The organism is Thiocapsa roseopersicina, assembly GCF_900106925.1.
Classification (GTDB): domain Bacteria; phylum Pseudomonadota; class Gammaproteobacteria; order Chromatiales; family Chromatiaceae; genus Thiocapsa; species Thiocapsa roseopersicina.
In genome coordinates this window covers 43,262-65,240 of record NZ_FNNZ01000008.1, presented here as the reverse complement: position 1 = coordinate 65,240, position 21,979 = coordinate 43,262, and the positions used below count along the sequence as shown (strand labels likewise).

The following is a 21,979-nucleotide window of genomic DNA, read 5'->3' as shown; positions in this document are numbered from 1 at the left end:
ACCGGTATCAGCCACATGAGGGCGCCCGATCGGTGCCCAAGGCGTCCGATGCCTCGATCCGCTATTGGCCCCCTGCCGCCAAGGCGTCTAAATATTTCTCCGCATCCAGCGCGGCCATGCAGCCGGTGCCCGCGGAGGTGATCGCCTGACGATAGACGTGGTCCATCACATCGCCCGCGGCAAAGACGCCCGGGACGGATGTGGCTGTCGCATTGCCGTCGATTCCGCTGTGGACCTTGATGTAGCCGCCGGCCATCTCGAGCTGCCCGTCGAAGATCTGGGTGTTGGGCTTGTGACCGATCGCGATGAAGACGCCTTGGAGATCGATATCTTGTGTGGAGTCGTCCAACGTGCTCTTGATGCGCATCCCGGTGACGCCGGTCGCATCGCCGAGGATTTCGTCGAGCGTGTGGTTCCAGGCGATCTTGACGTTGCCGTGCTCGGCCTTCTCAAACAGATGCTTCTGCAGGATCTTCTCCGCGCGAAGCGCGTCGCGTCTATGCACCAGGATCACTTCGGAGGCGATGTTCGAGAGATAGAGCGCCTCCTCGACCGCGGTGTTTCCCCCGCCGATGACGGCGACCTTCTGGTTACGATAGAAGAAACCGTCGCAGGTGGCGCAGGCCGAAACCCCGCGGCCGCGGAAGGTCTCTTCCGAGGGCAGGCCGAGATACATGGCGCTCGCGCCCGTGGCGATGATCAATGCGTCGCAGCTGTAGACGGCGGAGTCGCCGGTCAGCTTGAAGGGGCGCGTCCCGAGATCGACCGCGTTGACGTGGTCGAAGATGATCTCGGTCTCGAAGCGCTCGGCGTGGCGACGCATCCGCTCCATCAGCTCGGGCCCCTGAACGCCGTCGGGGTCGCCCGCCCAGTTGTCTACGTCTGTCGTCGTCATCAGCTGCCCGCCTTGCTCCAGACCCGTCACCAGGACCGGGCTGAGGTTGGCGCGTGCGGCGTAGACTGCCGCCGTGTAGCCGGCGGGGCCGGATCCCAGGATCAAGAGCCGGCAGTGCTTGGTTTCGCTCATATCTCGATACTCCAGCAGGTTGCGCTTTGTTTTCGGGTCGGGCGGTCCGCCGCACCCGGTGGGGCCTTGCGGTCGATGGTGCCGCGGTCGGGGGCTTGCGCGAGGCCGGCCGGGACGCCGCGCCGTTCCTGCCCGGCGTTCATGGGTGTTTCGTCCCCTCGGATCTCGCTGTCACGCGGCGGACCAAAGGTCCCAGGGTCAGGCCCTGCACCAGCACGGAGAAGACCACGATGATATAGGTCACGCTCAGGATCAGGTCGCGAGGTCCGCCCTCCGGCAACGACAGGGCCAGTGCGACCGAGATCCCGCCGCGCAAACCGCCCCAGGTCAGGATCGAAAGGAAGCCGGGCTCGAACTTGCGATGGCGGCGCAGCAGTTGAAAGGGCAGGCCGACACTGACGAGGCGTGCGGCGAGTACCAACGGGATCGCGAAGAGACCGGCCAGCATGAATTGCCCGGTCATACTGATCGCCAGGACCTCCAGGCCGATGATCACGAACAAGACGGCGTTGAGGATCTCGTCGACCAACTCCCAAAAATCGTCCAATCGATAGCGGGTGGCCTCGGTCACTGCGATGGCGCGGCCCCGACTGCCGATGATGAGGCCGGCGACCACGATGGCGATGGGGGCCGAGACGTGTGCATGCTCGGCGATCGCATAGCCGCTCATGGCAAGCGCCAGGGTGACCATGATCTCGACCTGATAGTTGGCCGTCTTGCTGATCATATACAGGGCGATCCAGCCGATGACGAAGCCGAACGCGATTCCTCCGACGATCTCCGTGGCGAAGAGCATCAGGGCGTCGCCGAGCGCCGGGGGTGTCTCCCCGGCCGCGAGACCTGCCAGCAGCATGAAGACCACAACCGCCACGCCGTCGTTGAAGAGCGATTCGCCGGTGATCTTCATCTCCAGCGACTTCGGGGCGTTTGCGTTCTTCAGAATGCCGAGTACCGCGACCGGATCGGTGGGCGAGATGAGCGCACCCAGGAGCATGCAGTAGATGAGCGGGATGTCGATCCCGAGTGCGAAAAACAGGAACCAGCTGCCGCAGCCGATGAGGACGGTTGCGCCGATGACGCTCGCCGACGCGAGGACTGCGATCGCCCACTTGTGTCTGGCGAGCTCTCGCAGGTCGACGTGCAGAGCGCCGGCGAAGAGCAAAAAGCCCAACATCCCCTGCAGCAGCGTCTCGCTGAAATCGATGCTGTCCAGCATGCGCTGAACCTCGTGCTCCAACTCTCGGGCGAACGGAAACGGCAGCAAGAGCACCAGTGAAAACACCAGGGCGATCAGCATCAGTCCGATGGCGTTCGGCAGCTTGAGGTAGCGATCGTTCAGCCAACTGAAGAGCGCCGAGAATCCAATCAGGACCGCGAGAACGTCGAAGATTCGCATTGTTTGGTTCCTTATTTCGCTGGGCTGAGTCGTTTGCGAATCCGATCGAGCTTTATGCGGTCCACTGCCTGTTCTCCGCGAGTCTCGGAGTGATTGCCCGCGGACCGAGGCGCCGATTTTCGGGATCGTTGCGGGGCGGACCTCGGTGCGCAGCCGCAGTGCGATTATGCCGCGTCTTCGTCGGTTCGGCGCGCGGTGACGTGTCGGCAGTCGCCCCTGTTTGCGCAACGGTGCCCCCTGCGCGCGGGGCGAGGCTGCCGGGGCAAGCAGCGATGCTCGCTTGACACCTTACGGTCAGCAGTCTAAAAGTCGCGTTTACAGTTAATTGCGAAATATACCGAGTGTCGATTATGACGCTATGGCAAGACGGTCGCGTCCTTTGCGTCCTCTTGGTGTCCGGGATCCTGTCCGGCTGCGCCACCCAGCGCGGCGACAGCCTCGAAGGCCCGCGCGCGGAGGTGGTACTGGCCGGGCTATCCCAAGTCGGAACTCCCTACGTCTACGGAGGGAGTAGCCCGGGCGAAGGGCTCGACTGCAGCGGGCTCACCTATTACGCGCACCATGTCGCCGGCGTGCAGATCCCGCGTGTCTCGACCGAGCAGCTGCGCACTGCGACACCGGTTCCCGGCCGTCAGCCCCGTCCCGGCGATATCGTCTTCTTCCGGATCGCGCCGGGAGAGCATCACGTCGGGCTGATGGTCGACGACGAACGCTTTGTCCACGCATCGACATCGCGTCGACAGGTCCGGCTCGATCGGCTCGCGACGCCTTACTGGCAGGCCCGCTACCTGGGGGCGGGGACGTATCTCGACTAATTTGCCCGTCATTAAGGTGGCCTTCCGCTCGCGTTTTTCGGGCCAATGTAGCACAATGCGCGACAGCTTCCGGTCGAGCCGGGGGTGTCGATGTCACCACAATGAATCACTCGAAGGAGTTGACAAACATGTCCGATAAGCCAATGAGCACGAGCCGTCGCGACGCTGTCAAGGTGATGCTGGGTACCGCTGCCGCGATCCCGGTCATCAATCTGGTCGGCTTCGGCACCGCGCGCGCCGAGGCGCCTGCAAACGCAGTCGCTGCGAACGATCCCACCGCGGTCGCGCTCAAATACAACGCCGATGCGACCAAGTCCGACCGCGCTGCGGCGGCCCGTCCCGGTCTGCCGGCCGATCAGCAGCACTGCGCAAACTGTCAGTTCCACCTCCCCGACGTCGCCGGTGCGACCGAAGAGTGGCACGGCTGCAGCCTGTTCCCCGGCAAGTTGATCAACGTCAACGGCTGGTGCGCATCCTGGACCCTGAAGGCCGGCTGATCGCCTCGATCAGTCTCCTCGGATCGTCCGAAACGGGGCCGTTTGGCCCCGTTTCTCGTTGCATCGCCGACCCTCGTTGCTCAAAGCCCCCGAGATCCCGTGCCGCACGACAACCCTGCTGCCCTTTGACCGCCTGACTGGTCGCGTTAGGCTCGATTTTTGCGTTGATTTTGAGAACGAGACCTTTCCCAGGCGTTCTCCGGTGACCCTCATGACCTTCTCGCAACAACCCTCGTCCTCATGCTCCGAGATTGCCCGGCCCTTCGGCGCCTCGGCCTCCTTTCGCGATACCTCGCCACCGAACTGGCGCATGGCGCTTCTGCGCGGGATCGTCTGGGGTCTGATCGGGATGATCTATGCGCCCTTGTTTACCGGCCTCGCCGAGTTGTTCCAGGGCCTTGGCTTCGGTCACGGCAGCTACATCGCGGCTGCTGCCTTGGCGGGCGGGGTGGGTGCTGCGCTCTACGGTGCGCGTGAAGTGGCACTGATCGCGACGGGCATCGGTGTTCTGGTCGGTGTCTTCGTTCTGATGCTGTTTGCCGAGCAAATCGCGGTCTTCCATGTCGTTCTGGTGGCGGCCGCCGTCGCGGGTCTGGTCGGACTGACCGTGAGCTTCCCCGCACGTTGCTCGAGACATGTCCCCGGGAAAACCATGGCTGGCCTGGCGACCGGTGCGATCTGCGGTGGCTTTCTGGCCGTCGTCGAGCCTTTCCATCCGAATCCATTCTCTTCGTTCGCGGTCCTGGCCTTTCTCGTCAGCGTCAACGGGGTACTCTATGTGTCGACCGTGCGTTGGTGGCTGTCGGTGTCGCATCGGCTGCATTGCGAGTCGCGGCCATGCTACATCATCGAGTCATTGGTGATGGCGACGCTGGCAGGAGTTGCCGCCGGCAGCGTCTGGATGATGATCGGCCCCCTGATCGACGTCGAGGCCGGGCTGTGGCAATCCGCGAGCGCGGCCATGCACGATCGCATCCCGATGGCCATCCTCGGGGGTCTGTTCGGCGGCGCGATCGCCGGCATGCTGCTCGAATTCTTCCGGTTTTCCTGGGTGCACGATCTCTAAAGACATGGCGAAAACAGCCTCAAGCCGGAAATGGCTCGATCGGCAGCACAGCGATCCCTACGTCAAGCGCGCGCAGCGCGAGGGGTATCGTTCGCGCGCCGCCTACAAGCTGCTCGAGATCCAGGAGAAGGATCGGATCTTTCGCCCGGGGATGCGGGTCCTGGATCTGGGGGCCGCTCCGGGCAGTTGGTCCCAGATCGCCGCACGCCTCGTAGGGCCGCGCGGCAGCGTCGTTGCGCTCGATCTGTTGCCGATGGATCCGCTGGCCGGCGTCGTCGTCATGCAGGGTGACTTTCGCGAGCCCGAGATGCTCGAGCAACTCTGCGAGACTCTGGGCGGCGAGGCACTCGATCTGGTGCTCTCGGATATGGCCCCCAATATAACCGGCATGACGGTCGTGGATCAGCCGCGCTCGATGTACCTTGTGGAATTGGCCTTGGATCTCGCGCGGTCGCGTCTGCAACCCGGCGGGTCTCTGGTCGTCAAAGTCTTCCAAGGCACGGGCTTCGACGAGATCCTGACCGAGCTGCGACGGAGCTTCTCCAAAGTGGTCAGTCGTAAGCCCAAATCGTCGCGATCCCAGAGCCGGGAGCTTTACCTGGTCGCCAAAGGCTTTCATCCTTAAGGCGTCGGTGCTAGTTTCGATCGTCCGACCTCGACATCATCGCGTCGGTCCACCATCAGCAGGGGCAAGCAGCCGTGAATGACATGGCGAAAAATATACTTCTTTGGGTGGTCATCGCCGTCGTGCTGATGTCCGTGTTCAACAATTTCACGACGGCGCCGACGACTCCGCGGACCCTGACCTACTCCGATTTCATCGATCAGGTTCGGGGCGGCGAGGTCAAGGAGGTCACCATCCAGGGCCGCACAATCGAGGGCATCAGCGGCTCGGGGCAGCGTTTCACCACCTTCAGTCCGGGTGACGACGGGCTCGTGGGCGACCTCCTCAACCACGGTGTCGTGATCAAGGCCGCACCGCCCGAGAAGCAATCGGTCTTGATGCAGGTCCTGATCAACTGGTTCCCGCTCCTGATCCTCATCGGCATCTGGATTTTCTTCATGCGGCAGATGCAGGGCGGTGCCGGCGGTCGCGGTGCCATGTCGTTCGGCAAGAGCCGCGCCCGCATGCTCTCCGAAGATCAGGTCAAGGTGACCTTCCAGGATGTCGCGGGTGCCGAAGAGGCCAAGGAAGAGGTCTCGGAGATGGTCGATTTCCTGCGCGATCCGAGCAAGTTCCAAAAGCTCGGCGGCAAGATCCCGAAAGGCGTGCTGATGGTCGGCCCGCCGGGGACCGGCAAGACCCTGCTCGCCCGCGCGATCGCCGGCGAGGCGAAGGTGCCCTTTTTCACCATCTCGGGCTCGGACTTCGTGGAGATGTTCGTCGGCGTCGGCGCCTCGCGCGTGCGCGACATGTTCGAGCAGGCCAAAAAGCACGCCCCCTGCATCATCTTTATCGACGAGATCGATGCGGTTGGTCGTCATCGCGGTGCCGGACTGGGCGGCGGTCACGACGAGCGCGAGCAGACCCTGAACCAGCTCCTGGTGGAGATGGACGGCTTCGAGGGCAACGAGGGCGTCATCGTCATCGCGGCGACCAATCGCCCCGACGTGCTGGATCCGGCCCTTCTGCGTCCCGGCCGGTTTGACCGCCAAGTGGTCGTCCCGCTCCCGGACGTGCGCGGTCGCGAGCAGATCTTAAAGGTGCACATGCGCAAGATTCCGGCGGCCGAGGACGTGAAGGCGTCGGTCTTGGCGCGCGGCACGCCTGGGTTTTCGGGTGCGGATCTCGCCAATCTCGTCAACGAGGCCGCACTCTTTGCCGCACGGTCGAACAAGAAGATGGTCGACATGGACGACATGGAGAAGGCGAAGGATAAGATCATGATGGGCGCCGAGCGTCGCTCCATGGTGATGTCCGACGACGAAAAGCGTCTGACCGCCTATCACGAGTCCGGCCACGCAATCGTCGGTCGACTGGTGCCCGACCATGACCCGGTGCACAAGGTCAGCATTATCCCGCGTGGCCGGGCGCTGGGCGTGACCCTCTTTCTGCCCGAGGACGACCGCTTCAGCTACAGCAAGCAGCGCCTGGAGAGCAGCATTTCGAGCCTCTTCGGCGGACGCCTGGCCGAAGAGCTGATCTTCGGCCCGGAGAGCGTGACCACGGGTGCCCAGAACGACATCCACCGGGCCACCGAGATCGCGCGCAACATGGTCACCAAGTGGGGCCTCTCCGACAAGCTGGGTCCGCTGACCTACAGCGAGGAGGAGCAAGAGGTCTTCCTCGGGCACTCGGTCACCCAGCACAAGAGCGTCTCGGACGAGACGACGCATCTCATCGACGAGGAGATCCGCAACGTCATCGAGCGCAACTACGAGCGTGCGCGCGGTCTGCTCCTTGCCAACATGGACAAGCTGCATGCCATGTCCGATGCGCTGATGAAGTACGAGACCATCGACGCCGTGCAGATCGACGACATCATGTCCGGCCGCCCGCCGCGTCCGCCGAGCGACTGGGAAGACGAGGAAACCGGCGGTCGACCGGCCGGACGTCGCTCCGACCGCGCCCGACCGGTGGATCCCGAGCCGGGCTCCGACGACGGGACGCTTGGACGACCTGCCAGCGAACATTAGCCAAGGAGGGCGGTATGTCGGGACGTCGTTATTTCGGGACGGACGGGATCCGCGGGCGCGTCGGGGAAGGGATGATCACGCCGGACTTTGTCCTCAAGCTCGGTTGGGCCGCAGGGCGTGTCCTCGGTCAGGGCGGCGGCAAGGTGCTGATCGGGAAAGACACGCGGATCTCGGGCTACATGTTCGAGTCGGCCTTGGAGGCGGGCTTGGTGGCGGCCGGGGTGAACATCCGGCTGCTCGGGCCGATGACCACGCCCGGCGTCGCCTATCTCACGCGGACCTTTCGTGCGTCGGCCGGCATTGTCATCACTGCCTCCCATAATCCCTATCAAGACAACGGCATCAAGTTCTTTTCGGCCGACGGCGATAAGCTCCCGGACGACGTCGAAGAAGCAATCGAGGCCGAGCTGGAGCGACCCTTGCGAACGGTCGACTCGGCCGCGCTCGGCAAGGTGAAGCGGATCGACGACGCCAACGGGCGCTACATCGAGTTCTGCAAGAGTACTGTTCCCGGGAGCATGAATTTTCGCGGACTGAAGGTCGTGGTCGATTGCGCAAACGGCGCGACCTACAACACCGCGCCCTATGTCTTCGAGGAGCTCGGCGCCGATGTCATCCGCCTCGGCGCCGAGCCGGATGGATTCAACATCAATCGCGATGTCGGCTCGACCCATCCGGACGCCTTGTGCCGAGCGGTCGTGCAGGAAGGGGCCGATCTGGGCATCGCCTTCGACGGCGACGGCGACCGGGTGCTGATGGTCGACGGCAAAGGGCGGCTGATCGACGGCGATCAACTCCTCTATGTCATCACGAAGGATCGCCTTGCCGACGGTGCGATGCGCGGCGAGGTGGTGGGTACCCTGATGAGCAACCTGGGCTTCGAGCACGCGTTGCAGCGTCTTGGTGTCGGATTCGTGCGGGCCAGGGTCGGCGACCGCTACATCATGGAGCATCTGAAACGCTCGGACGGCATCCTCGGCGGCGAGCCCTCCGGACATATCATCTGTCGCGACCGCACCAGTACGGGTGACGGGATCGTCGCGGCCCTCCAGGTCCTGGCCGGTCTCAAACGTCTCGACAGAGGGCTACACGAGGTCTGCGCCGAGGTCGAGCCTTACCCGCAGGTCCTGATCAATATCCGCTTGGACGCGCAGCGGGACGTTGTCGGACTTCCTGCCGTGCAAGATGCGTTGCGCACAGCCGAGCAGGCGCTGGCGGGGCGGGGGCGCATCCTGCTGCGACCGTCCGGGACCGAGCCTCTGGTGCGCGTCATGGTCGAGGGTGTCGACGCGGACGAGGTTGGACGACTTGCCGAGTGGCTGTCCGATGTCGTCCGTGCGCAGATGGCTCCGTCCTCGGCCGAGCAAACCTCTTGAAGATCGTGACAGGCGTTCCGCTCGGGTGCCCGTGTCGATCTTGAGCAGGAGGCTTGATTACCGGACAATCACGAGAGCCTGGGCGGCGGCCCGGGCTTTTTTTGCGCTCCGCACCCGTCGGCCGCCTCACGCGGGGACGATCCGCGTCCGTTGAAGACGACTGCTTGGCTTATGAAAGGAGCCCGAGATGACGGCGACCAACTCGATCCATGGCATGTGGTCGACCCGACTGGCCTTTATCCTGGCCGCCAGCGGTTCGGCCGTGGGTCTCGGGAACATCTGGCGCTTCCCCTATACCGCCGGTGAATACGGCGGCGGGGCTTTCGTATTGGTGTATGTCCTCTGTGTCGTCCTGATCGGCGTTCCGATCATGATGGCCGAGATCATGCTCGGCCGCCGCGGCAGGCGCAGTCCCATCAACACCATGCGGGCGCTCGCAAAGGCGGAAGGTCGGGCGCCGGCGTGGCAGCTGTTGGGTTGGATGGGGATCCTTGCGGGCTTCCTGATCCTTGCCTTTTACAGCGTGATCGCCGGCTGGACCATGGGCTACATGTTCCGGGCCGCAAGCGGGATGTTCACCGGTATCGATGCCGCGGGCTCGGGTGCGATGTTCGCCGGCTTGATCGGCGACGCCGAGCGTCTGCTAGCCTGGCATACCATCTTCATGGTGATGGTCGTGCTCGTGGTCGCTCGCGGGGTGGCAGGCGGGCTTGAGAAGTCCGTGCGGATTCTGATGCCGGCCCTCTTCCTCCTTCTGGTGGTGATGGTCGTCTATGGCATACAGGCCGGCGACTTCGACGCGGCGGTCGCCTACCTCTTCGAGCCCGATTTTGCCGAATTTCAGGGCAAGGCCGGCGAGGCGATCCTCAGCGCCATGGGGCAGGCATTTTTCAGCCTGAGCCTCGGGATGGGCGCCATTATGATCTACGGGTCCTACCTGAAGCGGGACTCTTCGATCGCGCAGAACACCATGATTATCGCGGGACTGGATACACTGGTGGCCCTCTTGGCGGGGTTGGCGATCTTTCCGATCGTCTTCGCGCATGGGCTCGCCCCCGACAGCGGTCCCGGCTTGGTTTTCCAGACCCTGCCGATCGCCTTCGGAGAGATGCCAGGCGGCGCCTTCTTCGGCACCTTGTTCTTCGTGCTCTTGCTGTTCGCAGCCTGGACCTCGGCCATCTCGCTCCTCGAGCCTCTGGTGGCCTGGCTGGTGGAGAATCTGAGTTTCAGCCGGGTGCGTGCCTCCGTGCTGGGCGGCGTGACTGTTTGGCTGCTGGGCATCGCCTGTCTGCTGTCGTTGAACGCTTGGTCGGAGGTCAAGATTTTCGGAAAGGGTTTCCTCGATCTCTTCGACTTCCTGACCGCGAACATCATGCTGCCCTTGGGCGGCGTCCTGATCGCGATCTTCGCCGGCTGGATGCTGTCGCGTGCCTCGTCCGTCGATGAGCTGGAGATGGGAGACGGCTGGTTCTACCGGCTTTGGTGGTTGCTGATCCGTTATGTTGCCCCAATTGCCGTCGGCATCGTGTTGCTGAATGCCGTCGGCGTGTTGAAGTGGATCGGGCTGGGGTGAGGCGCGCAGAGATCACCTGCGACGGGCTTCCGTCGGCTCGACTCAAGGGTAGACCCGTGCGCGTGGATCAACGGTTGTCGAGCGCCGAGATTCGGATCTTTTTTTTCTCTAAACCGCGTCGCGCACACGGCTACGGATGCCCTCGAGGGCAGGCCCTGTCTTAACGTCGGTTTTTAACTCTGGACGCGGTTTAGCTGTGGCTATCGTCAGAAAAAGTGCGCTGGTGCCTTACTCGGCATCGCAGATGTTCGACCTCGTCTACGATGTCGGCTCTTACCCCAAATTCCTGCCTTGGTGCGCCAAGACGCGTGTCATCTCGGAGACCGACGAGAAGATCTGCGGTCAGATCGAGGTCGCCCGCATGGGGATTCGCCAGACCTTCAGCACCTGCAATCGATTCGAGCGCGACCGGCGGATGGACATTGATCTGCTTGACGGGCCGTTCCGCAAACTGGTCGGCGGATGGCGTTTCGTCCCCTTGCGCGAGGACGCATCCAAGGTCGAGTTGGAGCTGGAATTCGAGTTTTCGGGACATCTGATCGACAAGGCCTTCGGGGCCGTTTTTCACCAGATCGCGAACACTCTGGTGGACGCTTTTTGTCGGCGCGCCGAAGAGGTCTACGGTGACTGAGTATCTGAAGGTGTCCGTGGCCTACGTCGGTCCAGACGACCAAATGCTTCGTCCACTTGAGGTCCGCATCGGGACCACTGTGCGCGAGGCGATCGAGCAATCCGCGGTGATCTCGAGATGCCCCGAGATCGATCTGGCGGTCAACCAAGTCGGCATCTTCGGAAAAGCGGCCAAATTGGATCAGGTCTTGGACGATGGCGACCGCGTCGAGATCTATCGTCCCTTGATTGCCGATCCCAAGGAAGCCCGTAAGCGACGGGCAGCGGAGGGTAAGGCGATGCGCAAGGGCGGCGCGGAGGCCGACCAGAGCGCCGAGTCCTGAGCCGCGGCTTATCTTGGACGGGTAAGCAACCGTTCAATAACAAGTGATCAATCTTAGCCCCTCTCCCCTCGTGGGAGAGGGGTTGGGGAGAGGGGGAAAATGAACCGGAATGGCTCAGTTGTTTCTGAACCGTTACTAAACCTCCCCTGGACCCTTTGCGATCGGCCCGCTTTCTTCGTCCGGCGGGCTTCTAGTCCTTCGGCTCCAAGCCGATCGTCTCCAGACCGCGCTTGATCAGTCCTTTACGTTCCTGATAATCCGGCACGGTTACGACCATTTCCTGCGGAGCTCTGGCCTCGGCGCGCGCCGGATTCGGGCGAATATCCCCCTCGATGCGCGCAAGGCTTTCGTCCTGGAAGTACAGTGTCAGGTAGCGGATCTCCATGGGATCGTGCCCGCGCTGTATGGTGTAGGTGTAGTCCCAGCGATCGGTCCGGAAGAAATCCGTGAGCAAAGGTGTCCCCAATAAAAACTGAACCTGGCGCTTGTTCATCCCGAGCTCCAGTCGATCGACCATCTCTTCGGTGATGATATTGCCTTGTTGCACCGTCATCTTGTAGACGAACGGGAGATCCTCCAGGACGGAGCCTCGGTATTCCTCGGGCTTTTTGTCACGGGAGCAGCTGGCCGTTGCGAGCGCAACCAGGCAGCCGAGAATCGAGATATAAACCAACTTTCGCATGTCTTGAAAACAGCGCGTTTGCATTGAACCCAGGCATGATACAGCAGCGCCCGGATCCGATCATCGCGGCAACGAATCAGAAGACGAATCGGGCAGACCCGCGCACGGCGCAGGACCTGCCTTAGACGGGGAGATGGGATTTGGAAATCGAGCAGATCAAACAGGCAGGTCTCAAGGTCACCGCACCGCGGGTTGCGATCCTCGCCATTCTCGAGAACTGCGGTAAGCGCCACCTGAGCGCCGAGGATGTCTACAAAGAGCTTCTCAACAACGGCGAGGAGATCGGGCTCGCGACCGTTTACCGCGTCTTGACCCAGTTCGAGGGGGCGGGGCTCGTGTGCCGGCGCCACTTCGAGACCGGCCAGTCCGTCTTCGAGCTCAACAGCGGAGACCACCACGACCATCTTGTCTGCATCAAGTGCGGTAAGGTCGTGGAGTTTTGCGACCCGATCATCGAGGAGCGGCAGGCCAAGATCGCCGAGGAGCGCAGCTTCCGCATCGAGGATCACTCGCTCGTGCTCTACGGGATCTGTGCGGAGTGCGAGAAGATGAAGAAGCGGTGAGTGTCGTGCCTCCGGCTTTCAGCCTCCGGCCTCCAGGCGGGAAGGCGCGTGGAGTTTGGTCGGCTGTCGAGCTTGCCGTGCGGACTTCATGGGCGTTGTTGCCGAGGCGAGTATCCCTTGCGGCCCTCAGCCGATCAACTGCCGAACCACGGCGTTGACCTCTTGAAGCCGGCGTTGCGACTCGGCCATGTCGCGGTAGAACCGTAGCTTGTCGCTGCCGTCGAGCTTGAATTCCTTGGGTTTCTGCTGAATCAGGCGGATTAGGTTGCCGGGATCGATGGTCGGGGATTCGTCGAACAGGATCCGCCCGCTCGCCGGCCCCGCTTCGATCTTGCGAATGCCGTAGGGCTGGACCTTCAGCTTCAGCTCGGTGATCTCGAGCAGATTCTTGGCCGGCTCGGGCAGCAGACCGAAGCGATCGATCATCTCCACCTGCAACTCCCGCAGATCGCCGGCCGTGGCGGCGCTCGCAATCCGCTTGTACATGACGAGACGTGCGTGCACGTCGGGCAGATAGTCGCTCGGCAGGAGGGCGGGTAGGCCGAGGTCGATCTCGGCGCCGTGGCTGAGCGGCCGATCGAGTTCGGGCGTGCGACCGGCCTTGAGCGCCTGCACCGCCCGCTCCAAGAGATCCATATAGAGCGAGAAGCCGACCTCGTGGATCTGGCCGGATTGCTCGTCGCCGAGCAGCTCGCCGGCACCGCGAATTTCGAGATCATGGGTCGCGAGCGTGAAGCCGGCACCCAGATCCTCCATGGACTCGATCGCCTCCAGGCGTTTCTTGGCATCCGCCGTCATCGCTTTGGTCGGCGGCGTGATCAGATAGGCATAGGCGCGATGGTGCGAGCGCCCGACCCGGCCGCGCAGCTGGTGCAGCTGCGCTAGACCCAGCTTGTCGGCCCGGTTGATCACGATGGTGTTCGCGCTCGGCACGTCGATGCCGCTCTCGATGATGGTGGTGCAGACCAAAAGGTTGAAGCGCTGGTGATAGAAGTCGCGCATCACCCGCTCGAGATCACGCTCGCGCATCTGTCCGTGCGCGACCTGCACGCGCGCCTCCGGGATCAGGGCTTCGAGCTTCTGCGCCTGGTTCTCGATCGTCTCCACCTCGTTGTGGAGGAAATAGACCTGACCGCCGCGCTTGAGCTCGCGCAGCACCGCTTCCTGGATCAGTCCGTCGTTCCAAGGGCTGACGAAGGTCTTGATCGGATGACGCTCGACCGGCGGGGTGGCGATGATGGACAGATCGCGCAGGCCCGACATGGCCATGTTGAGCGTGCGCGGGATCGGCGTGGCGGTGAGCGTGAGGACATCGACCTCACTGCGCAGGTTCTTGAGCTGCTCCTTGTGGCGCACGCCGAAACGGTGCTCCTCGTCGATGATCGCCAGTCCCAGATTCTTGAATTTCAGGTTGGGTTGCAGGAGCTTGTGGGTCCCGACCAGGATGTCGACTGTGCCGTCGGCCAGGCCTTCGAGCACCTTCTTCTGCTCCTTTGCCGTGCGGAACCGCGACAGGCTCTCGATCTTGATCGGCCAGTCGGCGAAACGGTCGGAGAAGTTCTCGAAATGCTGTTGGGCGAGCAGGGTGGTCGGCACCAGTACGGCAACCTGCCGTCCGCCCTGCACGGCCATGAAGGCCGCCCGCATGGCGACCTCGGTCTTGCCGAAGCCGACATCGCCGCAGACCACCCGATCCATCGGCTTGGCGTCTTCCATATCCGAGATCACGCCCTCGATGGCGCGCAGCTGATCCGGCGTCTCCTCGAAGGGGAAGGCGGCGGCGAATGCGGCATAGTCGTCGCCCGGGGCCGGACAGGCGACACCCTCGCGGGCGGCGCGCCGTGCATAGATATCGAGCAGCTCGGCGGCCACGTCGTGCGCCTTTTGTGCGGCCTTGCGCTTGATGCGGTCCCACTGCTCGCCGCCGAGACGGTGCAGTGGCGCGTTCTCGGGCGAGGCACCCGTGTAGCGCGAGATCAGATGCAGCGAGCTGACCGGGACATAGAGCTTGTCGCCGTTGGCATATTCAAGCGCGAGGAACTCGGTGGTCATGCCGCCGACCTGCAGGGTCTGTAGCCCCAGATAGCGCCCCACGCCGTGCTCCTCGTGCACGACCGGCGCGCCCTCGGTCAGCTCGGTGAGGTTGCGCACGATGGCGTCGCTGTCGCGCTCGCGGGCGCGGCGCCGACGCTCCTGGCGAACCCGCTCGCCGTAGAGCTGGGTCTCGGTCACCAGGGCGATGCCGCGATCTTCCAGCAGGAGTCCGCGCTCAAGCGGCGCGACCGTCAGCGCCAAGTCGAGATCACCCTCGACGAAGGCTTGCCAGCCCTCGACCTGACGGGCGCGGATGTTGAACCCGGCCAGATGCTCGGCGAGCATCTCGCGCCGCCCCGTGCTCTCGGCGACGAACAGGACTCGCCGATCCGGCGCGCTCAGGAAGTCCTGCAAGGCTTGCGCAGGTTGCGCCGCGCGGGCTTGGATGGCCAACGGGGGCAGGGTGGTGGTCGCAAAGTTGTGGAAAGCCGCGTAGCCCTTGCGCCGCTCCGGCACCTCCGGTGACTGATAGAGGACGCCCGACAGCCGGTTGAGTGCCCCGGCCATCTCGTCGGGATGCAGATAGAGTTTGGCCGGCGGCAGGAGCGGACGTTCGATATCGTGACGACGCTGCTCGTAGCGCTGGGCGACGCCGGCGATGAGGGTCGTCGCGGTCTCGCGGCAGGCGTCTGACTCCAGTGCCAGGACACCCGCGGGCAGATAGTCGAAGAGTGTCGCGGTGGTCTCGAAAAAGAGCGGCAGATAGTATTCCAGCCCGCCCGGCGTGCGCCCCTCGGACACCTCGCGATAGACCAGGCTGGACTGCGGGTCGCCCTCGAAGCTCGCTCGATAGCGCTGGCGAAACCCGGAGATCGCCTCCTCGGTCAGCGGGAACTCGCGCGCCGGCAGCATCCGGACCCGTTCCAGCTTCTCGTGCGAGCGCTGGGTCTCCGGATCGAAGGTCCGGATGGTCTCGACCTCCTGGTCGAAGAGGTCGATGCGCAAGGGCACATCGCTGCCCATCGGGAAGACGTCGAGCAGGGAGCCGCGCACCGCATACTCGCCGTGACCGATCACCTGGGAGACGCAGGAATAGCCGGCACGCTCCAGACGGCGCCGGGTCGCATCCAGGTCCAGCCGATCCCCGACCGCAAGGACCAGGGACTGCCCGTCGACATACTCGCGCGGCGGCAAGCGCTGCATCAGGGTGGCGACCGGCACGACCAAGACGCCCTTGTCGAGCCCGGGCAAGCGATGCAGCGTCAACAAGCGTTCCGAGACCAGCTCCGGAAGCGGCGAGAAGACGTCGTAGGGCAGGGTCTCCCAGTCGGGGAACGCCAGCAGCGGCAGCGTGCTCCCGGCCAGAAAGAACCCGAGCTCGGCGCGCAGGTTGGCGGCGGCCTGGACATCCGGCACGACCGCAAGGATCAGCCCGTCATGCGCGCGGGCGGCCTCGGCGATTGCGAGTGCGATGCTCGCGCCGTACAGCCGCCCCCACAGCAGGCGCTCGCCGGGTCGACCGGGCAGCGGCGGGCCGAGCGGAGACGGCATCTGGTTCAGGGCCACCGGGTGCATGGACGGCAATACCTCGCGACGACAACAAGGCGAGGATTCTCGCACAGCGTCGCCGCGGTTGCAGTGCACGCCGTCCCCCCGGCTCGCAGGCATCAGGTGCGGTCACCGCAGCGAGTCGATCGATTGGAGTAGCCCATACAGTCCGGATAGCGCATCAGGAAAGAGCACCGGAATCAGAATGACTGCTGCCGCGATGAGCTTACCCCACAGCGCGCCGATGGCCCCACCGAACGACAACTTGTCGCGATTGAGCGTGAACATCGGACCCAACAAGGGATGCTGCTCCAGCTTAACGACAACAGACATGGTCAATGCGAAGGCGAGGAAAACCAGCACGACCGACGCGGTCGTCATGAGTCGCTCACCGTAAGGCGGGTAGAGGCCCATTCCGAGCAGGATTGTCGTCGGCGCCAGGATGGCTGCCCAGGCACAGCTCCGGATCGCGGTCGTACCGTAGCGCATCTCCGCGACCAAGCGTGCCTGCCAGTCCCGAAAGGAAGGATGCGATCCAGCCTCGAATGGTGATCGACACGCCAACAGATCGCCGGTATGTACTCGCCAAGTCTCATCCGGATAAGCGACCAAGGCAGCCAAATCGCGCTCGCGAAAGTGGAGATTGAATGGCGACTGTGGCAGGGCATTGAGTTGTATCGGGTTTGCCCAACTCTCGGTCGGCGGACTCCCGCTGGACGGGGCGGGTTTCGCTCCAGCTGACTCGGCCGAGAGGCCGGCCGTCGGCGCAAGCAATTGGGCAAACCAGGCAAGGCGTCTCGATTCCGTCCAAAGCTCGGCGAGGAACCAGAACCCGAGCAGCAACAGGATTGAGTTGACGAACATCGACGTCAACGCTGAGTCGACCGAGCTCGGCATGCCGCTGAACCAGGCTAAAAGCAATAACGCGACAACCACAACCACTGCCGCGCTGAGCGCGACTTGCCCCCGACTGCGATCCTGCGATGGGATACCGGCGGTACCAGCCAGACTGCTCAGATGCCCGATGCAGCGTCGGCGCCAAAGAGACAGCCTCCATCCCGCAACAATCGCCGCACAGATATAGAGCAGAAAGAGGCCGAGCAACATCGGGGCGTCGCGGCCATGGGCAAGGCTCCACGTCTGTTGGTGCGTCGGTAAGAAGAGCCCGAAGAAATGCGTTCCTGCGATCACGAAAACCGCAAGGCCGAGCACCAAGAGCACCATCGAGAGAAAACGGTTTAGGCGTAATAACCTCCGAATCGCATCCTCTCGACCCTCGCCTGCGTCACCCTTCGGATTGAGCTCCGCCTCGCGTATACCGCACAGAGGGTTGGGATGGCGCAGCGGCGAGAACATCACCAAATGCGCGCGGCCGAAGACTGCTAGCCACAAAGCGCTCGCAACCACCACGAGGCCGGCGACCAGAAAGAAGATTGTAATCGGGCGATCCAGCAACAGACGTCCGTCGGCAGCGAGCAATCGGCTGCGCGGCGCAGTGTATTCCGTTGGCCGATCGGCGTCTTTCGTCCGTGCTCCGACATCCGGGTAGACCTGCTGAAATCCTGCAAGTGTAGTGACATACAGGGAGACCGCTTTCTGATCGCTATTCAACCCACTGGAGTTTGTTTGATCCTTGGAGCCGCACCCGGTTTCGATCAGATTGAGCGCCGCTCGGAACATGTTGGCCGCGTAGTCTGAAGGGAAGGAAAGGTATGACTTCCTATCGCAGGCGGAATCGATGTTGCCTTGGGCACACGGACTCGCCCTACCTTGACCGCAGGATGCCAAGCAACCATTCGTATCGACACAGAGGACCGTGTCCCCATTCGGGACGACGAGCGCCCCGCGGCTGATCTTGCGGTAGTCAGGGTGTGCCGTCAGGTAGTCCATCTCAGTTAGGACCGGCAGAGCATTGGGGAGCGATTTGCGTACTTCGTTCAGCAGGAATAAGCGGTCGCGGACATCGGTCGCGACGATGACGACCATGGCCGGATTGACACGGACCCGAAGCGCGTCAAAGGTGCCATAGAGCATTAATTCGTCGGAACGGGAGCTGAGTAGGCGCCGATAGGCCGGTGGTCGGTCGGTGACCAAGTCGATGCCGGAAAGATCCAGCTCGAGCAGTCGATTCTGTACCTTGAGAAGATCGCGCCGGGACTCGCTCTGCTTCTTGTCGATTCGGGAATGTTCGCCGCGAATCGCCGCAATGTTCTGCGGGAAACCCGTGACTCTGGCGCGTTTGAGAAACGCGGGCCAAGCTGCATTATCGCTGTTCGCATGTTTGCATGGTTGCGATTTTGCAAAATTTAGTTTGGCGCGTTCGCTTTTCAGAAGCTCGGAAACACCCTGCCCGAACGTTGACTCTTCAGCTAAGATCAGGACTCCTCTCTCTTTACCCTTGGTATCTTTCAGATCTAGCGTGCCTTTTCCCCAAGCATAGGTCGCAAGGGTGCAAAGCTGACAGTTGAGACTGCTTGCCAGCGATGTGTATTGAACGTCGATAGGTCCGCCTGCAATCCGACTGATCCATTCATCTATTCGGTCATTGCTCTGCACAGTGGCCGACGGCGATTGCAGGTTGACCTCGATCCACGCGCGGTTCGAAGACAGCGAGGCGAGAACCATCGCCAGCGAGTCCATGGAGCCTGAAAAAGTGGGGCCGATAATCTCCAGCTTGACCCCTCCCGAGGTTGGGTTGCTCTCAGCGCAGGTACATGCCTGAAAGAAGCGCTCGGGATCGCTTGCGTCGGCAAGCCGAGCGGCGCACGTGATGGCGCATCTGAACGCATTCGGATGAACCCCGAAGGTCGGCGACTCGCCCACCAGAAACACGACGAAGTATTCGCTGCCGGGTTCTGCTGAGCCGCCATCGCCTGCACCTCCCCCGCGCCTCCAGAGATCCCTGCGAAACACGAGTACGCTCGGTCTGCTGCGCTGATCATCGGTAAATGATGCGGTGCCATTCTCGGGGGTGTCGCCGCCGTCCTGCACGGCCTCGGCGCGCCTTAAGTTCCACGTCAGCGCAAAGCCATCGAGGACGAAATCTTTGGTGTGGAAGGCGCGGATCAGCGCCGACACCTGAACGTCGAAAGCACGCCCGAGATGGGTTTCCAACGGATCCGCAACCGTCACGACCGCAGCGCGGACCCTTATGCTTCCGGCTGCATGCTTGGCGTGCGCCAGTGGTTGAAGTGGGTCGGCGATCTGCGGGGTCGACAACAGATATCCGTGGCGAGTCGAGCCCACGGAAGGAGGATTCGGTGCCTCGGTCGCGGCGGCATCCATCGAGACGAAGAGCAGCCAGACAATCATGGTCAGGTCGCCCGGCACAGAGATGAGTCTTTGCCTGAGCCGTTCCGTTTGCGCCGCGGGACGGCTTTCGGCGCGTGAGAGAGTCATGACCCATCCTCCGGTTGATCTCGTTGAACCGTTTAAGCCCCGCTGGCTCTCACCACGTCGGCAAGGGTCGACGTCGCGGCGTCGCTGCAATAGGGAAGCCCTTCACCGACCGCAGATTCGGGGGTCTTCGCGTCGAGCATGTCGGCTGCCAGGCGATAGCCCAGCTCCCGATAGGCTTCGAACTGGACGTCGTCGAAAAACTGATCGGCGGTGCTCTGGTGGGGAAACTCTCGATGCTGGGCGGCATAGCCCTTGACCTTGAAGCTCATGGCCGCGGTCAGCGTGGCCTTCAGATAGATCAGCCAGCCTCGGGTGTCGTCCGGGTAGATGATGCACCCGACCAGGTGGCCCTGTTCGGAGAAGCCGACGTCCTTGGGGAACATCGGCGCCGGCGCCGGAGCGGGCACCACGAAATCCGGGGAGGCGTCGTCCAGGGCCTCGATCCGGACGCCGAAATCCTGCTCGATGCGCCTTAGGGTGGTCTGGAAGTCCGAGAACGAGAACGCACCGTCGGCACCCCCGTCGCAGACGAGGATCAGCCGTGCCCGACGACGCACCAGCTCATAGACCCCGATGTTCTCGAAATGCCCGCCGTCGCTCAGTTGCAGAAAAGACCGGTGCTCGTTGAAGCCGAGGAGGTCCAGGCCCAGCAGGTTCCCGGCCGTGTAGGCACCGGGGCGGAAGTGATTGGGGGCGTGATGCGGGCGTTTGTTCGGGGCGGGATGTCCGGCCCAGTAACCCAGACGCAGATTAAGCAGGGCCATGATGAACGACACCAGCCGGGCGCGGGTCAAGCCGGTGCCGCCAACGCCGGTGTTCGGGTTGACCGCCGCCCCGGAGATGGCCACTGCAGTGGCCAGGGTCATCTGACCGTCGCAGAAGACATCGGTACGACACCAGCCCGTGGCATTACTTCCGCAATACAAAGGGGAAAGGATGAAGTTATCCCCTCCGCGATTGCGGTAGACGCACTCGCGCGAGTCCGCCAGAACGACATTGGTATTGATGATGTGATAGGGACCGCGCGGGTTTCGGGAATCGACCACATCGGCCAATCTGGCCACATCGGCACCCAGCGCCGCGCCGGTCCGGCTGTCGAGCGCCCGATCGATGTCGGGCATGAAGGTCTCCATCAGCCGGTCCCGATAGAAGCGGTGGATGGAAATGTAGTTGCAATTCACCAGCCAGCCGAAGCTGAGCGCAACCGCCATCAGGATGCTGACGGCCAGGACGGTTAGCTCCTGGTAGGAGAGCCAGAAGGCAATCTCATAGGTTACGAGCAGGGTGCCGAACAGAAAGAGCGCGGCGCCAAGGTTGGCCATCACATCGGGGCCTGGGCGCAGCGGATTGGGTTGGGGGGTGAGAAAGCGACGCATCGACACGCCCATACCCGAGAGCATGGCGATCGGACCCACGGCCTTGAGGGAATCCTTGAGATGGTCACCGATCGCCGGGAGACTGCCGATCAGGAGAAACAAGACGATGGCGGTGAGCAGCATTCCGCCCAGGTGTTCCACGAGGCGGCGCGATGCATACCAGAAGCGCGCGATACCGGGCATGGTGTTTTCCCGTCGCACCCCGGTCAGCAAGGCATAGATCAAGGTGCCAAGAACCGTCAGCACCAAGAGCAGGACACCGATCCAGAGAAACAGCTCGAAACCGAATAGCTCCGCGTGGCCGCGGATATCCATCAGCATCGGCAGCAGGATCATCCCCTCGATACCGGGATTGAAATGACCGAAAAACCAGAGACCGAAAAGAAAAAAGAGAATGTAGACCGGTATCCAGACGATCAGGTTGAGAAAGGTGCCCCGCAGCACGATCCCCAGCAGCGACACGACGGTGATCCCCGCCCCCGGAGTCAGGTAATAGCCGTGTTCACGCAGATAGCTGAGCATGCGTCGCTGTCGTTCGTCGGCACGCCGCGCCGCATCCGGCCGAGGGTCGTCGGTGCCGAACGGGAAGTTGTCGCGACCGAGGCCGAAGTGAGGCGCATCGGGGCCTGGAACGCCGTCGCCCTGAGCGTCCTTGCTCAAGAGCCAGGTCAGTGCGCCGCCGATGTAGCCGCCACCGGACACCGTCGATAGATAGTCGAATTTCTCGAGCAGACCTCGGGCAGCGAGTGCCTGCATGGCACCCAGCGCAAAGGTTGCCGAACGAATACCTCCGCCCGAGAGGGCCAGGCCCACCCGTTTGTCGCTGGCCACCTCCGGCTCGTCACAGCCGCGCTGACGGCGCCAGGCGTGAACGTAGTCGGTCTCGGCCTGCTCCAGCGCGACCGGAAATGGCGCCCGGAGCCGCTGTTCAGTGCTTGCCTCGTTGTGCGCGGTGAGCGCCAGATCCTCGCGGTCGATCGGGTCGACGTAGCCTGCCGGTTGCGCTTGCGGTGTCATGAGGGTTGCCTCTCTCCGGA

At 63.1% G+C, this 21,979-nt stretch carries 16 protein-coding genes; 10 read left to right on the top strand and 6 right to left on the bottom strand.

The window, feature by feature from the left end:
• Window positions 1-61: 61 nt before the first annotated feature.
• Both trxB and BLV04_RS10230 read right to left on the bottom strand, forming a co-directional pair.
• Window positions 62-1,027: a thioredoxin-disulfide reductase gene (gene trxB, locus BLV04_RS10235; RefSeq protein WP_093030995.1), complete on the bottom strand. Its 966-nt coding sequence runs from the start codon at window positions 1,025-1,027 to the stop codon at window positions 62-64.
• Window positions 1,028-1,166: 139 nt separating this feature from the next.
• The gene (locus BLV04_RS10230; RefSeq protein WP_093030992.1) at window positions 1,167-2,423 is read right to left on the bottom strand and encodes a cation:proton antiporter; all 1,257 of its coding nucleotides are present in this window, start codon (window positions 2,421-2,423) and stop codon (window positions 1,167-1,169) included.
• A 350-nt stretch (window positions 2,424-2,773) separates the two neighbouring features.
• Between BLV04_RS10230 and BLV04_RS10225 the strand changes: the two genes are divergently transcribed.
• The 9 genes from BLV04_RS10225 (at window position 2,774) to BLV04_RS10185 (ending at window position 11,340) form a co-directional block, all read left to right on the top strand.
• On the top strand, window positions 2,774-3,238 hold the full coding sequence (locus tag BLV04_RS10225) for a C40 family peptidase (RefSeq protein WP_175534579.1): 465 nt from the start codon (window positions 2,774-2,776) through the stop codon (window positions 3,236-3,238).
• A 128-nt stretch (window positions 3,239-3,366) separates the two neighbouring features.
• Window positions 3,367-3,735, top strand: a complete 369-nt coding sequence (locus BLV04_RS10220; RefSeq protein ID WP_093031327.1) for a high-potential iron-sulfur protein — start codon at window positions 3,367-3,369, stop codon at window positions 3,733-3,735.
• Window positions 3,736-3,946: 211 nt separating this feature from the next.
• Window positions 3,947-4,801 (top strand): hypothetical protein, encoded by an 855-nt coding sequence (locus tag BLV04_RS10215; RefSeq protein ID WP_245731836.1) that lies wholly within the window; start codon window positions 3,947-3,949, stop codon window positions 4,799-4,801.
• Between the two features lie 4 nt (window positions 4,802-4,805).
• Window positions 4,806-5,426 carry a 23S rRNA (uridine(2552)-2'-O)-methyltransferase RlmE gene (rlmE, locus tag BLV04_RS10210; RefSeq protein ID WP_093030989.1) on the top strand — a complete coding sequence of 207 codons (621 nt, stop codon included), beginning with the start codon at window positions 4,806-4,808 and terminating at the stop codon, window positions 5,424-5,426.
• 83 nt (window positions 5,427-5,509) lie between these two features.
• Window positions 5,510-7,438 carry an ATP-dependent zinc metalloprotease FtsH gene (gene ftsH / locus BLV04_RS10205; protein WP_093030986.1) on the top strand — a complete coding sequence of 643 codons (1,929 nt, stop codon included), beginning with the start codon at window positions 5,510-5,512 and terminating at the stop codon, window positions 7,436-7,438.
• Window positions 7,439-7,452: 14 nt separating this feature from the next.
• Window positions 7,453-8,814: a phosphoglucosamine mutase gene (gene glmM, locus BLV04_RS10200; RefSeq protein WP_093030983.1), complete on the top strand. Its 1,362-nt coding sequence runs from the start codon at window positions 7,453-7,455 to the stop codon at window positions 8,812-8,814.
• A 187-nt stretch (window positions 8,815-9,001) separates the two neighbouring features.
• Entirely contained in the window at window positions 9,002-10,387 is a 1,386-nt protein-coding gene (locus BLV04_RS10195) for a sodium-dependent transporter (protein ID WP_093030980.1), read from the top strand.
• Between the two features lie 196 nt (window positions 10,388-10,583).
• A complete protein-coding gene (locus BLV04_RS10190) occupies window positions 10,584-11,018 on the top strand; it encodes a type II toxin-antitoxin system RatA family toxin (RefSeq protein WP_093030977.1) in 435 nt (144 codons plus the stop codon).
• On the top strand, window positions 11,011-11,340 hold the full coding sequence (locus tag BLV04_RS10185) for an RnfH family protein (RefSeq protein WP_093030974.1): 330 nt from the start codon (window positions 11,011-11,013) through the stop codon (window positions 11,338-11,340). The genes BLV04_RS10190 and BLV04_RS10185 overlap by 8 nt, the downstream gene beginning before the upstream one ends.
• A gap of 190 nt (window positions 11,341-11,530) precedes the next feature.
• On the opposite strand, the gene BLV04_RS10180 is transcribed toward BLV04_RS10185, so the two are convergent.
• Window positions 11,531-12,022: an outer membrane protein assembly factor BamE gene (locus tag BLV04_RS10180; protein WP_245731835.1), complete on the bottom strand. Its 492-nt coding sequence runs from the start codon at window positions 12,020-12,022 to the stop codon at window positions 11,531-11,533.
• 140 nt (window positions 12,023-12,162) lie between these two features.
• On the opposite strand from BLV04_RS10180, the gene fur reads away from it, so the two are divergent.
• A complete protein-coding gene (fur, locus tag BLV04_RS10175; protein ID WP_093030968.1) occupies window positions 12,163-12,585 on the top strand; it encodes a ferric iron uptake transcriptional regulator in 423 nt (140 codons plus the stop codon).
• 126 nt (window positions 12,586-12,711) lie between these two features.
• Here the strand turns inward: fur and mfd are convergent, their stop codons facing one another.
• The 3 genes from mfd to BLV04_RS10160 all read right to left on the bottom strand — a co-directional run bounded on the left by mfd (window position 12,712) and on the right by BLV04_RS10160 (window position 21,959).
• Window positions 12,712-16,194, bottom strand: coding sequence for a transcription-repair coupling factor (gene mfd / locus BLV04_RS10170; protein WP_093030965.1), 3,483 nt, complete (start codon window positions 16,192-16,194; stop codon window positions 12,712-12,714).
• Window positions 16,195-16,296: 102 nt separating this feature from the next.
• Window positions 16,297-19,566 carry a hypothetical protein gene (locus BLV04_RS10165; RefSeq protein WP_093030962.1) on the bottom strand — a complete coding sequence of 1,090 codons (3,270 nt, stop codon included), beginning with the start codon at window positions 19,564-19,566 and terminating at the stop codon, window positions 16,297-16,299.
• 32 nt (window positions 19,567-19,598) lie between these two features.
• Entirely contained in the window at window positions 19,599-21,959 is a 2,361-nt protein-coding gene (locus tag BLV04_RS10160) for a patatin-like phospholipase family protein (protein ID WP_093030958.1), read from the bottom strand.
• Window positions 21,960-21,979 lie beyond the last annotated feature (20 nt).